Below are 16,176 nucleotides of genomic sequence, written 5' to 3' on the forward strand. Positions count from 1 at the left end.
GGGATTATACATTGCCCTCATTGCGAAAAGAAAATCAAAATAGAAAAATGAGAATAACCCATGAACCAACTACAACTCATCCAAAGCAAAATATATGAAATCAGAGGGCAGAAAGTAATGCTTGACTTTGACCTCGCGGAAATGTATGGCACGGAAACCTCTCAACTAAAGCGTTCCGTAAGACGCAATATAGAACGTTTTGAGGGAGAGGATTTTATGTTTGAAGTTACTCGTGAAGAACTTTCAAGATGCCAAATTGGCACCTTGAACAAAGGAAGAGGAAGTAATATCAAATACTTACCTTTTGCATTTACTGAATTAGGAGTGGCGATGCTCAGTAGTGTTCTCAATTCAAAGACTGCAATAGAGATTAATAGGGGAATCATGCGTGCATTTGTTTCCATACGGCAGATGATAGCAAATCCTCCTGTAAATGAACTCTCAGATCTTCAACAAGAAATTAAAGAGTTGAAAGGTTATATTGAGGAAGTCTTTGCCGACCAAAACGACATCAACGAGGACACCCGTATGCAACTGGAACTCATAAACCAGACGCTCGCCGAGCTTCAGGCACAAAAGCGACTGCAAGAGAAGCCACGTAACCCGATAGGATTTATCAAAAACAAATAACGAAAAAAGCCGGAGAATATTCCTCCGGCTTTAAGCATCTTATCCAAACATATATTCAATTAGCTTAAAATTAGCATCATTGACGGGAGCGAAATCCTTTTGTATATACAGGTCGGTTATCCTCATTGACGAATCCACATGACAAAGCATGTCGTTGACAATATATTTGTTTATTCCTACTTTATTAATTGCGATTGTGGCCATGGAATGCCTCGCGGAATAGAATTGGAGGTTGTCTATTCCCAATTCTCTTCCAATTTCTTTAAGTCCTATGTTTATGGAGCGGTTCAAGTCACCCATTGAAGAAAACCTCTCATAGAAGTTAAACACACGTTTCTTACCACGATATTTCTCTATCAAAGGCTTTATTATAGGGTGTACCTTGACAACCATTTTTGCATTATCATTTCTCCGGTCTTTTGTCTTGGTACGATAGTAAGTGATATATTCTCCGTCATATTCTGCGGCATTATACAGGTCGGCAGAGTTCATGCCCATCAGGCAAAAAGAAAGCATGAAGCAATCCTTCGCCAAATCCCTTCTATTGCCCATCCCCCTCACTTTGATTCCGGTATAAGGAATATTGAATACATTTCTAATTTCATCCACAGTCAACGCCCTCTTTTCGGCTACATTTTGCTGCTTAGGCTTATACTTTGACAGGTTTTGTTTTATACGGATAATGTTATTATCCTCGTCGTTAAAATAGTTCCTTGCCTCCATAAAAAGCCGGACAATGGCAGATGGATATAAGGATTGTGCACGCTTCTTGTCTGAAAGATATTCCTCGTACTCTTTCAACTTTTGGACGGTTATCTCACTGCAAAGTATAGATTCTCTTCCAAAAAACGTGCAAAGCGAATTTAGGGCTGTAAAGTAATTCCTTATTCCCTTTATTTCAGTATGGGAAGCGCACCATTTCCTTGAGAAGGCGATAAAATCTATGCCGCTTTTATCATCTTTTGATTTCAGGTAATCTATGAGTGAATCAATGTCCATGGAGTTGATTTCAAGATTCAGTTTGTTAACCTTGTCCCGATAAACCCGAATCAAATCCTCGCATTTATCTATCACTTGCTGGTTTTTGATTTTAAAAGACGCGGTCAGGTCTTTCTTTGTGACGTACATCGTTGTAGAGATATATCTCACCTTACGTTCATGCGTGAATCTGATAAGCACATTCCATGTTTTATCAGAACGTTGCTTGTCTTTCTTTATTGTTGCTTTAAATGTAGCCATAACTTTTAGGATAAACAATGGGTAAACAAATTCAGGTTACTTGTAAGTCTTAAAGTCTACTTGTAATAAGGTTCTTCATGACATATTTTCGTCTCCATCTGTGCAATTCCTTTATATACAGCGAAAAAGAGGAAATTCATTACTGAAAATCCTCTTTTCTACCGTGACCCCGGAGGGATTCTAACCCTCGACCTTCAGAACCGGAATCTGACGCTCTATACAGCTAAGCTACGGAGCCTTAAAAACGATGCAAAATTAAGAAAAAAACAAAGACGCACCAAACTATTTCAAAAAATTAATCCGCAGAATAAAAATTATCATATAGACACAAAAAACACTTTATCCGCTTCCACGTTAACAAAAATACGCTATCTTTGCAGAACATTCTGAAAGAAATCAATTAACGTCATAAAGCAATGAGTCATTTAATCAAACCGGAAAACTATCATGCGCTGTTGGATTTGCAGCAGACAGAAATTGCCATTAAGAAAATAAAAGACTTCTTCCTGAGTAGCATATCCACCGAACTGCGTTTACGCAGGGTGACTGCTCCCCTATTCGTACTCAAAGGGTTAGGAATGAACGATGACCTGAACGGAGTGGAACGTCCTGTCACTTTCCCCATCAAAGACATGAACGAGGCACAAGCGGAGGTGGTTCACTCGCTAGCCAAATGGAAACGGGTCACACTGGCTGAGTATAATGTGGAACCAGGATACGGCATCATCACCGACATGAACGCCATCCGTGCGGACGAAGAAATGGACAACCTGCATTCGCTTTACGTAGACCAGTGGGATTGGGAACGTGTCATGCCGTCCCACAGCCGCAACACGGAATACCTGAAAAAAATCGTCAACCGCATTTACAATGCCATCCTACGCACGGAATTCTTTATTTGCGAGACCTACCCACAATTGAAAGCATTCCTGCCGGAGGACATACATTTCATACATGCCGAGGAACTTCGCCAGCGTTATCCCAACCTCACCCCGAAAGAACGTGAGGATGCCATCTGCCGGGAGTACGGTGCCGTATTCATTATCGGCATCGGCGGGAAGCTGGGCGACGGAAAAGAGCATGACTTACGTGCTCCGGATTACGACGATTACTCCACTACTGACGAACGTACCGGCTTGGCCGGACTGAACGGAGACCTGCTCATCTGGTATCCCATATTGGGCCGCGCCATCGAACTTTCCTCTATGGGCATCCGCGTAGACCAAGAGGCTTTACTCCGACAACTGCAACTGAGCGGAAAAGAAGACCGTAAGAACCTTTATTTCCACCGTCGGCTGCTCGATGGAACTCTGCCCCAATCCATCGGTGGCGGCATCGGGCAAAGCCGCCTGTGTATGGTGCTGCTCCACAAAGCACATGTAGGCGAAACCCAATCGAGCATCTGGCCTGAAGAAATGCGCCGGGAATGCAAGGAAGCCGGCATGATACTGATTTGACCCACATTGTCATCGCATGGTTATACAGCCCAAAAAGCCTCCCACATTTTATAACGTAGGGAGGCTTTTACTTATATGGGGAAAAAACACACTTTCCCCTTAAACATATTCATGTTATTTCACGTGGAGTTTCACGTCGGCTTTCTTTCCGTGGACATTCGTCACTTGCACCACATAATTCTCATTTCCTTTCACGACCAGCCTGCACATGGTTGTGCCTTCCGCACATGTTTCCTCTGCCATCAGCACACCACCGACCGTATAGACCTTCACCGAAGCCAGACTGCCCACAGACGAAGCCACAACCACTTCACCGGAACGCACGGAATAGACCGCAAACTCATCACCGGCTTCTTTTTCCTTTTCAAGCCCCGTCCCCGCAGGCACGATGTAATAACGCCCGTCCTCGTTGGTGCGCACCGTGATTTCCATACCGTCATAAAGTGCCGTCCGCGCCTGCGTCTGCGCGTCGTAAAGTTCTGCCCCGTTACAAACGTCAGTACCCTCGAAGCGCAAGGCCACCGCCTCGTCCTCCGCACCGTACACGCCCAACGGAATCCGTTTCGTGGCCGGGGTCACGTTGACACTCAGGGCCTGCGTGCCGCCCACAGTGTAGACGAAAGGCACATCGCCCAAGTTGGAGTCGAGGAAGAGTTCGGCATCCTCACCTGAAACATAGCTCTCGGAGGATCCATCCGCATAGGCCACCACGGCATGGCTCTCGCGCCCGTCTTCCGTCGTGGCCGTCAAGCGCAACAGGTTGGCATTGACATTTCCTCCGGCTGCTTCCGGCGCAAAGGCCTGCATGCCCGCCGTGAATTTCACCGTACGGCCTGCGGCGTTCTCCGCTTTCTTCACAAAGAAAGAACGCATGGGAGGCACAAGGGCAGGACCCGATGCACCTTCCGCCACAGAAATCCATCCTTGATCGCCCTGCGCAGCGGCCACGGCCGCATCCTGCACTCCGTTCTCCACATACCAATATTTCCGTTCCAAGACATCGCTGTTGACCGTCAGGAACTCGGCCACGTCCAAATGCGACATGAACGGGTTGCCCACCAAGTAATAACCACCTGCGGCAGAAGTCCCAAGCCCTACTTCGAGTGCCCCATCCACAATACTCCCCCAACCATAATCCGGTGTAAGTTTCCTCACGAACAAACTATCCGACTTCAGTTTACCCACAGCGGACTCGTTCCTTCTTATTCCGGTCGTATGTCCAGATGCCGCGCCGTCCTGGCTGTAGTACCGATAAGAGTCATCCTCCTTAGGCAAACGCACCAACACTTTGCCTCCGGCCTCGTCCGCAAGGTCCTGCACTTTCAACGAGAAGCCCCACCCCGAAGGATAACGCTCGTCCACGTCGTTGTAAAGCGCACTCCAGTTTCCGGCCACAGCCACATTTTTCACGCCGTCTTGCCGCGTTTGCAGCGGAACCGTCTCCGCATCATCCTTCCACGCCCGTTGGTAGAACGACGGGGAGAAACGGTCGTTCTCCGAGCCGTCGAACGAAATTCCCGTAAAGTATCCGGCATCCTCTCGCCCGCTCCGTTTCGTATAGAAATCCCCGGCCACCACTTCCTGCAAGGGCGAAGCCAAAGTGTACCACTGTCCGCCCTCCAGTTCCACGTCCGTGTAAGCCTTATTATAATAAAGGTATTCGGCATGCAACATCTCAGCCTCCGGCTCGAAATGGATCTCGTCCGCCATGCTCACACGGAACGGCTCGGTCTCCAATTGACTGCCATCTGCCTTATGGTCGTAAGCCATCAGGTCATATTGGATGTTGTCTGTCGGTGCACCGATATGCTGCGGACGCTGCGTCACCCATGCCTGTCCGCTGCCCGAAGGCGACAAACCCGCTGCATACAGTTCCACTTTCGATCCTCTCGGCATGACGATCTTGGAAAACAACATCGGCGTGAACGCCCGTCCGTCTCCGTCCGCATATTCCTCGTAAGTATTGTCAGTCTGCGCTTTGTGCAAGTCACCCTTGCTTGCGCGCCGCCAGTTGCCGTCTTCGTGCCAGTTGCCCGTGGCCACTCCATTTTCCCCGGCCTGCTTGTCGTCCCACACGAGATATTCGGGCACTACCTTCATTGTCACCGGGAACGAACCCCAACAACTGGTCGTGGCCTCTCCACCACCGGTCTTTTCCTCGAAATGCACGATAAAAGTATAATAGTACCCTTCACGTGGAGCAAAGGTGAACGTAGTCCCGTCCGCCAGTTGCTGTTCATCCAAGAAGAACCCAAGGTCGGCATGGTTGTCAAAGCCTCCCCCTACCTCATACTCTTCGCCTACGAGAGCCGACAACTTCCCGATAGGTAGCATGAATTCGTTAAAGTTTTCAGGCGTGGTGTTGGCAAAGTAACGTTCATACTGTGGGTCATCCGTGTCTACGAGATACACCTGCGTATAATCCACCTCGTCCGTACCCGGATTATAGTCTATCAGGCCCAACCGATCCACGCCGTCGCTCACGTAGGAAGCATCGCGCAGGTCTATCCGCAGCGTGTTCGTACTCTGCCCTCCGTCGCATTTCACCCGCTTTATCTGGTCCAACCCGATACGCAAGGCCGGGTTGTAACCGGCCGGATAGTCCATGATATGGTTAAAACCGGCATACAGCGTCGGGGCCTTCCCGTTGGCATGCAATTCCAAAGGTACGTAGCTCGTACAAACCCTTGTCCATTGTTCATCGGTAATGCCTGCTTCCGCAGGAGGGAAATCCTTATGTATGGGATACACCACCAACTGCAAGCCCGTCTCCAATATCCGGATGTCCAAGTTCTCGCGGTGCAAGACGAGCGGATGGTTCATGCCGCCCGCATCGCCTTCCACGGTCAGGTAATGGCGGATGAGGTCGATATGATCCTGCGTCAGTTCCGGCTTATCCTCATCCGCTTGTTGAGGCACCACGCCATCCAAGGTCTCCGCATCGGGATAATGCTCGCGGAAACACTGCAACGCATTAAATAAAGACACATTGCCATACTCCATGTTGCCTGTCGTGAATTCATCCTCCGTTCCGAAGAACCAGTCGAAATACACGCCTTCGTTCAACACGACAAACTGCTGTTCCCCTTCGTCATTGAAACCGGTCGGCACGCGGATTTGTGCCCCGAAGCTGAACACCTGCCCCTCGCAGAAATCGGTCTGCGGGTCGAGCACCTCGCCATTCACCTTCACCATGGTTTGGGAGGTCACGTAGAACAGTGTCTTGATGCCGCAAGGGTCGTCCATCATATCGTAGAAATCCTCCGCCGTGGCCTGTCCCTTTTGTAGGTCGCGGTCGATAATCAGCATCAGGTACGGACGGTTGGGTGAAAGGTCGGAGTAAAAGTCGACAGACAACTTGCGGTTACTTTCCGCCTCTGTTCCCGTGGCATAGAAATAGAAATTTCCGTCGTCCTTTTTATGCTTGTATGCGATGTTATATATTTTACGACCGTCAGCCCCGACCTGATGTTTCGGATACGGGTCATTTTTTTCCCAATCGAGGTAAAAGAACAAGGAAACTATAGGTTCGTCGTAACCTTCCGATTCGTCATCAGCCGCCCCCACGTTTACTATCGCGTCCTTCAGTGCTTCGATACTGTCTTGCCGGGTTCCGGCATCGGCCAACAACCGGGCATACTTCACAGTGTCGATGAAACAGAAATCTATGCCTTCAGCCGCATTGCCATGCGTCAAACTTTCATCGATGCCGAGGCGTTCGCAAAGTTGGTTCCAGTCCAACGTGATGTTCAAGGGCGTGCGGTCGTTGACGCAGGTGTATTCCAACTGTTCCACCTCTGCCGTAGGTTGGGCGATAAACACCTCGATGTCGTCCAGGTAGAAGTCACCGCCGTCCGTACTGGCACAGTTGTTGTCCACCTGCAACTCGTATGACACGAAACCCGCGTTCTTTTCATCATCGTTGATAAACGAGAAGAAAATCTGATACCAGTCGTTCGTGCCCGTCCCATAGCCGTTATCCCTCGTATATTCTGTAGAACTTGCCGTCGTCATATACGTCGTGGTACGGATTTGCCCCGTGGACTGCTTGTACAGCGGAGTCTTGTTCCCGTCCGCATCGATGCCGTTGATGGTAAAAAGCATGGCCGCATCCTCGATAACTGCGTTATTTGCATCTGCTGCTCCGGCTCCTTTTACCCATGCACTGACAAACAACTCTGATCCCCGGCAAAGGTTTACCGCGAAAGGCAGCGTGACAATAGAACCTGGCAAATCGGCCGCATCCACATAAAGGAAATATTCCGATTTGTCGCCTTCTTCCCCACGACCACCCAAATAGGGATCCGGAGAGGTTCCTTTTAAATTAACCATATCATTATACCCCACATACGAATTGGTAATGGCATAACTACCCCATTCCACAAAAGGTTGGTTTCCATAATTAGAATTATTACTTGTAGACCCGTCAAAATCAGTTTTGAGAGACCCGTCGAAGAACGCATAGGAACTGTAGCCCCATTCCAAGGGATAAGGATAATACATATCCGACCCATAATCAGCAGCCACCGCCGGGTCGTAATCGAACGTACGCGAGGTCAGCAACTGGTAGTTTTCCCTTAAATAACGGGGTGTGCGTGTGGGCATGTACCAAGTCTGTGTTGCCACATTCCCGTCGCGCGTGTCAATCCGCTCCAACTGGTGCTGCGTCAACAACCGCGTGTCCTTGCGGAAGGTGAGGTTGAACTTGGCGATATTGTACGTCGTACGGTCCACGATCTTCGTCACCACGATGGTGGCCTTGCTTCCGTCCGTCACGCTCCAAGGGGTATTTCCGCGCACGCCTTGCTTCCTGAATTTGATAACCCGGTCTTCATCGGACAAGCTTGTCGTTTGGAGACTCAACCCTGCCCCATTGTCGGCCAGTCGCACAGAGAGGTTCCCATCAGAACTGCCTGACATGCCCGGCAATCCATATCCCATCGCACTTTTGCTCAAGGTCACCACCTCGTCCGTGTGGTTGGAAATATGGTCGCAAGGGAAAGTGATGTCATATTCTTCCAGAAACTTCTTTCCGGTGGCGTTGCCTTCCTGGTATTCCGTGCTCAACAGCCTCCCGTGCCCTTTGGTCCAGAAATCCGGGTTGTCGGGAAAGTCCTTTTCCGCATCCACGTCGTCCACCCCCACTATCACATACACGGCACGCAAGGACAACGTCGGTTCTATGGGATTTCCCCTGTTGGGCATAAAACTCAGCCCCCCTGATTGTCCTTCCTTAAAGGTATTGGTAAAATCCATATAGCCGGAAAGGTCGCATGCCACGACATACATCGCGTTACCATACTCGCCGTTCTCAACATTCCATCCCCCAAACTCTTGGTTCGTCGGATAATAAAAATTCGCATTATACATAATGCTGCTTGATCCCAACAAACCATGTCCGCCCACGTAACCGTTTGCAAGGCGGTAAACCGTTCCGCTCGACGGGGTAAGCAAATCCTGGACTTGCCTGTCCCCTGTATTCCCCGTACGAAAAAGCCCGTCCGTCACCAAGTTGTACCATCGTTGGTATTTCTGCGCACTGTTTTGTTTTCCCGAGCTCGAGACTGTAGGCAGGTTCAACGTCACCGAACTCCCCTTGTGTACATACAACGTGTCAGTAAAGGTATGGGCGGCCTGTACGTCGTGCCCGTAAACGTTGAAAGACCATACCTCGTCGTTGAACGTATCCATGGCCTTGGCCGAAGCGGACATTCCTGTGGCCTCACGCGTTTGGAACCATTTATTCTTGGTCGTGCCGGTCGCCTTATGCTGGATGGTACGGTCTGAATAATTGGTATTATATCTATTCCCATTAACCTGACCGGCTGCCGGTTGCACGGCAAGCCAAGCTGTTCCCACAATCCCCACGATGACCTTATATAAAATCCGAAGTTCTTTCATAACCGAATCTCCTCCTTATTTAATTATAGCTCAGGTTTACCCTTTCGTATTTTTGTGCATTCTCTGTCCACCCCGGCAAACTGCGCCGGTTCACAAGCCCGTAGCCGTCCATGTCGCCCAACGGCACGGTGGTCAGCGTCAGTGTCCCTTTCTTGACGTGGGGCGTGGCGACGCTGAACTCCAACGTGGCTTGTTTGCCGGGCAAAGCCGTCAGCCAACCCACCAGAGGGATGGCCGTTTCATTCTCTACCGCCACAAGGCCGGCAGATGCCTGCGGCACGGTCCACGCCCACGATGTGACCGGCATGTCTGCGGTCTCCGTGCGCCCGAACGTGCCTTCCACCTCGAAATGGCAACCTTCCGGCACGTCCACTTCGTAATGGTCCGTCAGCGAAGGCTCCGTCATCACCGCCACCGGGTAACCGCCGATGGGAGCCACGTAGGCCGTCACCGCCAAACGGAAATCGGACAGGTTCAAGGCCAAAGGCAGGTAATGGTTGCGCGGCACGGCTGTGGCCACAGTCTTCCCCGCCATCTCGTCACCGTCTATCGTCAACGTAATCCGGAACGGGGTACTGCCGTCTGTTTCGTTCACATAAATTTCCGGCATCCCCTTTCCTCCGGACGAGAGCACAGCCTGTCCGTCGTCCCCCGTGCCGTACAAATCCATGGGAGCAGCCCCCACTGTGCGGTCGAGTGTGAAAAGGCGCGTCCTGTCGAACGACACCGTGCCCGCACTCCCGCCCTCAAACAAGGCCACGCGGTCGGCAAAGTCCCCGATGGAGAGCGAAGTCACACGCACGTCCCCTCCTTTGTCGTTCGTCAACCGGGGACGCACCTTCCCGACGAGGCGCACCAATTCGAGGCGCACCGTCCCGTCGCTCACAGGTATGCTCACTTCGCGCCGCGCTGCCATGGGGATAAAAACGTCCGCCAAATTTATTTTCGAAGCGGGGTCAGCCACGGCCGTACCGTCGTTTATCCCGGCATCCGCCCAAAGGCTTCCTTCCTTGATGCCGCCTAACACCTCCCCCAAATTTTTCCCCTCAACATCCGCATGGCCGTCCAGATTGGCAAAGGCATAGATGGTCTTGGCCCCCGTGCGGAGTGTCACGGTGGTGGAATAGTCCGTCTCGCAACCGCCCCGCCCGTTGTCCTCCGGCACAAAATTCGCATCGTCCGTGGCGCGGATGACTTTCTCCACCACGCCTTGGCCGTCCACGATGAAAAGCTCCAAGGTGTTCATGAATTCCCCGGCGATGGCCGCACCGTCACCCCCGTAAGCCCGGGTCTGCACATTACCCGCAGCCCCTACCTGTAAGGTCACCACGGCCGTAGCCGCCCCGTCCGTTTCCGACCCGGGATACTCCGTGCCGCTTTCCTGCACGCAGCCTATCGGCATAGAAAGGCATACGGTCAACACCGCCTCATACATATAGCGCACCTTCTTCGTCATATCTTTTTCCTTTCTTTATTGTAAATCCACATTCTCTTCGTCCATCGCCTGCCAATTCCTCACGGCCACTTCTATCGTCAATTCACTGTCACCGGGCTGCGGGTCACCTATGCCGCTTACCGACGTGACAGTCAGTTGGTAAAGGTTGTTGCGCACGATGGCGTATTCCATCGTACCGAACGCTGTGTCATCTCCGTCATCGGCATGCTTGATCCAATAAGTATAATAGCACACACCTTTCGGGTAATACGTGATGCCGTACCCGGCGCAGTCCTCCACGGTCACGCTTTCCGGCACACCGGCGGCTTCGCCGGCGGCCTCCAACGTGGCGTAGAGGCCGTTCCCATACTTGAAGATGTCGCCACCTTCGGTAAATCCGTCCGCCTTCACATTGTATTGCGCCCGGAACACCACGCCCGTGGCATAGCGGCGCAACTCGTCCGCCCCCTGTATCCGGTTCGTATTCTCCCGGACGTAGCCAAGACAGTTCCATTCCGTCCCGTTGCTTGCCGTCATGGGTAGTCCCTTAGAGAACAAGTCCTCCCATCCGGCATCCTCCGTCAGTTTGGGCAGGAAGTCCCCGAACTTCTTGTCTGCCGTCTCATAGGCGTCCACCACCCAGTTGGTGGCACGGCCTCCGTCTGCGGCCTTTTCCCGTCCGATTGCAGCATCGGCCACCTCCTCCGTATAGTCGTCAGACACATGCTTGAGCAGGTTCACATCACCGTCCAACCGGTTGACAAGGGCGGCACCTGTAATCTCCACCTCGCCCACGGTATTTTGCCCGCCATCCACCACGTCGAACACATCTCGCCCCGTCCGGTAGTCCACCCGGGCAGCCAACCGCTCCACATATACCACAGCCTTGGCCGGACTGGCCTCCGTACTGTTCCGGATGTCGGTCACCGTGACCAGTTCCGTGGAAGACATCAGGAAATTCGTCTTCCGGATATTCTGCGGGTCTGCGGCCTCCCGCCATAAGTCGTTCCCGGTCTGCCAGTCGCGCAAGTCGGCCAAGGTCGTCCACGTGCCGTTCTCGAAGTTTCCCGAATAATCCGCGTTCACCACGGCCAGCACTTTACATTGATCCAAATTCAAGTCGGACACGTCCAATGGGTTTTTCGTCGCGTATGAAACGTTTACACCCGTACCGACCCGCGACAAGTCGCTGCCATCGAAATAGTAAGCCGCCAACACCGGCTGGGCACGTCCCGTCTCCGAGTTCAGATCCGCCTCGTTGGGGAACAAGAATACCGTAAGCCCCGTCACCGTGTTTTCGTCGTCGTTGCCCGGTTCGCGCCCGTCACCGTCCTCTCCTCCGGCCGGGTTGCCCCGTTTCGACGGTCCGCCGTCGCCCACGGAAAGCCTCACGTCGAGGAACATCGTCCCCTCTCGCACCTCCGCGTTTTCCATCGCGTCACACCGGCCGTTGCCCCACGCCTCGTCCTCCATCTGCCCACACGAGGCAGCAAGGCCGAGACATGCACCGCACAGCAACCCTCCCATGATATGATATGCTTTCTTCATTTCCAAACCATCCTTTTATGTTCTTAAAAGTGCGTTTTTCCGCCGCCGTCAAAGTTCCTCGAACTGCACCCTCACGCTCCAGTTCAACACGCTGATGCCGATGTTCACGTAAGCCAGTTCCCCCCCTTTCAGGAAGAAGTCCATCTGGTAGTCATACCCCCGGTCGAGGAATTCCTGCGGCGAATAGCGGTAGATGTCCGCATACTTGCGCAGGCGGCACAGCATGTCGGGCAGGTTCACGCGGATGACCTCCACCCCCGTCTCGCGGTTCGTCACCGACAAGATGCCGTCGTCCGCCGCATCCTCGTGGTAGAGGATGCGCGAGGTCATGAACTCCACGTGGGCGATGTGCCCGGGCTGACCCAAGTCGTTTCCTTCGGCGTCGGTTGCCGGTACCCGGTCGTCCGTGTTCCACGCCGCGTAGGGCGTGTAGGCCACCTGCTCGGCCTCGTCCAGGGAGTTGTCCCAAAGAATACGGGCATTGCGGTCGATGATGCGAAAATCATAGTTGGCCACGTCCATCTGCGTGGGGTCATCTATCTCGCGCAGGCTGACGTTGATGTGTTTTGTGTCGCGCACCAAGGAGATGGTGTCGTAGGTGGGCTTTCCCTCGAAGACCTCCGCAGCGGAAAGCTCCATGCCGTGCCACAAAGTGTCCAGAGGCAGGCCGCCATGCGCCACCTCCCATCCCGACGCGCCCGCCACGCGGTCCAGCGTCACGTCCAACGCTCCTTCCATCGCGTCGCCCGCACCTGGCTCACGGCGCACAAAACGTGCACCTCCCCCGGCCAGTTGAGCCTCATAATCCTTCTGCCCGGCCAATACCAAAAACTTGTACTTGCCCGGGGCGAGGTTCATGCGCATCGTGTACAACGGGGAAGAAAGGGGGGCATGCCCCGGCACGTTGGCTTCTTCCTGTTTCGTCACATACCGCCCTTCCTCGTCGAAGACATACACCGTGACGGCACCCACATGGTCGTTGAACATATCGGCCCGCTGCAGGTTGTAGTCATACTTAAAGGAGAGGTACAGCCCTGTGGGGCAATCGTCCAAGTCGTCCTGCATCATCGAACAGGAGGTCGTCATGGCGCACGCCGCCGTCAGGCCGCACCACGCCGCAAACCATTTTTTCATCTTATCCCTCATATATCCTTGTTTTTCGTTCAACATTCTTTCCTTCGTTCTCTTTCCTTTTTTATATATAGTGGGCTTTGCCACACACGCGGCTCCACCTCATGGGTTCCTCTTCCGTTGGGCAAATCCTTGCCGTTTCTATGCTCCCGCCCGACTGGTTCCGAGACCGGCGGAACGTCCCGTCTCCCTCCCTGCGGAGGGTCCGCGCCCCAAGGGCACACTTCCTTTCCCATTCCCAAAAAGGGGAGGCCGGAAAGCCCGGAGACCATGCAGCCTCCCCCTATTTCACTTTATTCATTCATCTTCTGCAAGACGCTTTTATAGGTCCACATCCTGAGAGCGTGTCGCCCAAGGCAAAATATGGATTTCCACTGCGATGTATTGGTTCAACGGGTCGTCATAGCGCACACCTGCGTCAGGCACTTCGCAGAAACCGATGTTTTTCAGACCCGTCACGTTGACGGTATACCACGTATTGCGGAGCACGCCGTAGCGTCCCAGCCAATTGTTGGCGGCATTCGGGTCGGGATAAGACTCCATAACTCCGCCAGTAGGCATAGTCCAAGGCGTTTCAGTGTCTCCGAAATGCTGGATCAGCACCGGATAGTAAGCCACACCGCCCTTGTAATAGGAGATGGTCAGCATCTCGTTCAACGTAGGCAGATATGCTGCGGCTGCGGCGTTTATGTCAGCAAGGTTTTTGCCGTCTTGGTATTCAAGGTCTGCCACGTTATTATCATTCATTACAATGCCCGTCACCGTCGTATAGCCTCCGTTGGCCTGTGCGGCACCCGTTGCGTTGCTCAGGGTCACGGTCACATTATCCTCCGTAAACGTTCCGTTCTTGACATACGTAGAAATGATAGTCTGGAAATAATTCATCCACAAACGTTTCACTTCGTTCTCCACGCCTGCCTTTTGGTAAATCGTGGCGGTGTTCTTGTTCAGCAAATAAAAGTCGCCATTGCCCTCAGCTCCGTCGATTTCCAATGTGGCTGCCACGATCACGCGGGTAGTGTTCTGTTCCGTCATGTGTTTCACGTCGAAAGTATTCTCCAGACAGTAGCGGGGAGTTTCGCCGGCCGGGGTCAGGTCGCCCGCCGGAATGGTCTTAGCCACCTTGTTCAACAAACTTCCCGTAGCATAAACATTATCCACGGCATAGTTGGGGTCGATGCCGAAATGGGTACGATAAAATGAGACACCCGTCTCTACGGCTGCAACGTCCACGAAGCGATAGTAATCTGCCCTCGTATTGTTGTACTGCCACCATGCCGGTTGTGCCGTAGCCAAGTTTTCAGGTGCCACATTGCGTACCAGGTAAGTGGACTTGTTCGTGTTGTCAAGCGTCCACCCGCTAACCGTATAACCGACAAGGTTCTCATTGGCATCGGCGCTCAGCTTGTCATTATCGGCCTTTACCGTCACTTTGGCAAGGGCACGCTCCACATACACCGTGACAGCAGGGTTCTGGCGCGCTTCCAGTTCGGTCTGGAAAATCTTAGTTTGGTCGATTTCGGCCAAAGTGGTCACCTTGCCGTTATCGGCCGGACGCGTAGTACCCCCGGCCACACTGTACATGGGCGCATTGCTCATGAAGAAGCTGGGATTGCCGCCGTGAGTCCGCAGAGTGTTTTCGTCCAAATCCTTAGCCAACTCACTGACTTCCTTGAAAGTCTTCTGGTGGAATTCCGTGCCGGACGCATCGCCCTCACTGGGCAACAGCCCGTTGTCGTTCAGCACGACCATGGCATAAAAAGTGGGGGCTTGCTGTCCTACCGTAGGAGGCACCAGAATATCCTGCACGATGTTGGCAGAAGAAGTAATCTGGGTCTCGTCGTTTTTCGTGAAGGCACTGACATCCAAGTCATACACCTGGTGCAACGTTGCAGCAGCCTCAGACTCACCGGAGAACACCAACAATTTGGCACTGTTCACCTGGTACTCATCCGGCGTACCGTCGTCGTAGCCCGCTGCACGCTTCACGCCCACAGTTGTCGGCAAGTTGATAGACATGCTGAGGAATCCCTCTTCGCCGGGCTGTACCGCCACCGCACCATCTTGGCCACCGTCGCCCACGACCACGTCGTCGCTGGAGCATGCGCCGAATAGGAATCCGGCCATAGCCATTGAAAACAAATACTTAAGTTTCATTTTTAAATCTGTTTTGGTTAATAAAATGTTTAATACTCTCTTTTTTATATTATCTAACGCATACGTTTCACTCCATATCCATCAGCCTCAGGTTCTCCGTCGCCTCCTTCACTCCGGCCTGGCCCGCCTGCCCGAACAGGCGGCGCGCTTCGTCCTCACGCCCTTGCCTGGCAGCCATCACTCCACGGGCATGCACTGCTTCGGGCAAGTTGCCGGCTTTGGCCAGATAGGCTTCCGCACGGTCGTACTGCCCCGACTCTATCATCGCACAGGCCACATTAAGATTGGCCGTCGGGTCGTCCGGGAACATGCGCACGGCAATTTCGAACACTTCGTTGAACTCCTTACTGCCAGGCTCGTAGGTCTGCGCCACCAGAAACATCTCTTCCAACGAAAGCTGCTGCGGCTTGGTGTAAAGCAGGGCCTTGGCCTCTTCCACTGAGAAGGGGCGTACATGGTAGGTCACGACATAGTCGGAATGGCGCAAAGCCGGATACCAGGCCTGCAACATCATCCGGTAGTCATCGGGATATCTCGACTTGATGGCCCATTCCTTGGCGTCGGGATCCATGTCGCGGTCTATCCATTCCAGGATTTCCTGCTTGTGCCCCAGGTTGCTGTCTTTCACGTAACGCCGCAAGCCATCCCAATCCTCGGGAGTGTACTCCACCTTGAACA

General features: G+C 52.7%; 9 protein-coding genes and 1 tRNA gene. 2 read left to right on the top strand and 8 right to left on the bottom strand.

What is annotated here, in order from left to right; all coding sequences use genetic code 11:
* Positions 1 to 60 precede the first annotated feature (60 nt).
* A complete protein-coding gene (locus HMPREF9441_RS02550) occupies positions 61 to 630 on the top strand; it encodes an ORF6N domain-containing protein (protein ID WP_008617634.1) in 570 nt (189 codons plus the stop codon).
* A gap of 39 nt (positions 631 to 669) precedes the next feature.
* Here the strand turns inward: HMPREF9441_RS02550 and HMPREF9441_RS02555 are convergent, their stop codons facing one another.
* Both HMPREF9441_RS02555 and HMPREF9441_RS02560 read right to left on the bottom strand, forming a co-directional pair.
* Positions 670 to 1,704: a phage integrase SAM-like domain-containing protein gene (locus HMPREF9441_RS02555; RefSeq protein ID WP_244949582.1), complete on the bottom strand. Its 1,035-nt coding sequence runs from the start codon at positions 1,702 to 1,704 to the stop codon at positions 670 to 672.
* Positions 1,705 to 2,033: 329 nt separating this feature from the next.
* Positions 2,034 to 2,107: transfer RNA gene (locus HMPREF9441_RS02560), tRNA-Arg, on the bottom strand.
* A gap of 178 nt (positions 2,108 to 2,285) precedes the next feature.
* On the opposite strand from HMPREF9441_RS02560, the gene asnA reads away from it, so the two are divergent.
* Positions 2,286 to 3,326, top strand: coding sequence for an aspartate--ammonia ligase (asnA, locus tag HMPREF9441_RS02565; protein ID WP_008617643.1), 1,041 nt, complete (start codon positions 2,286 to 2,288; stop codon positions 3,324 to 3,326).
* A gap of 114 nt (positions 3,327 to 3,440) precedes the next feature.
* On the opposite strand, the gene HMPREF9441_RS02570 is transcribed toward asnA, so the two are convergent.
* From HMPREF9441_RS02570 to HMPREF9441_RS02600, 6 genes are all read right to left on the bottom strand, one after another.
* Positions 3,441 to 9,227, bottom strand: a complete 5,787-nt coding sequence (locus HMPREF9441_RS02570; RefSeq protein WP_008617644.1) for a hypothetical protein — start codon at positions 9,225 to 9,227, stop codon at positions 3,441 to 3,443.
* A gap of 19 nt (positions 9,228 to 9,246) precedes the next feature.
* Entirely contained in the window at positions 9,247 to 10,683 is a 1,437-nt protein-coding gene (locus HMPREF9441_RS02575) for a hypothetical protein (protein WP_008617645.1), read from the bottom strand.
* Positions 10,684 to 10,698: 15 nt separating this feature from the next.
* On the bottom strand, positions 10,699 to 12,210 hold the full coding sequence (locus HMPREF9441_RS02580; RefSeq protein ID WP_008617646.1) for an Mfa1 family fimbria major subunit: 1,512 nt from the start codon (positions 12,208 to 12,210) through the stop codon (positions 10,699 to 10,701).
* Between the two features lie 48 nt (positions 12,211 to 12,258).
* The gene (locus tag HMPREF9441_RS02585; RefSeq protein WP_244949583.1) at positions 12,259 to 13,356 is read right to left on the bottom strand and encodes a FimB/Mfa2 family fimbrial subunit; all 1,098 of its coding nucleotides are present in this window, start codon (positions 13,354 to 13,356) and stop codon (positions 12,259 to 12,261) included.
* Between the two features lie 306 nt (positions 13,357 to 13,662).
* Complete coding sequence (locus HMPREF9441_RS02595; RefSeq protein WP_008617649.1) at positions 13,663 to 15,498, bottom strand: Mfa1 family fimbria major subunit; 1,836 nt, start codon at positions 15,496 to 15,498, stop codon at positions 13,663 to 13,665.
* 67 nt (positions 15,499 to 15,565) lie between these two features.
* Positions 15,566 to 16,176: tetratricopeptide repeat protein (locus tag HMPREF9441_RS02600; RefSeq protein WP_008617650.1), on the bottom strand; the 611-nt coding region annotated here is incomplete at its 5' end.

This window comes from Paraprevotella clara YIT 11840 (genome assembly GCF_000233955.1).
GTDB lineage: Bacteria > Bacteroidota > Bacteroidia > Bacteroidales > Bacteroidaceae > Paraprevotella > Paraprevotella clara.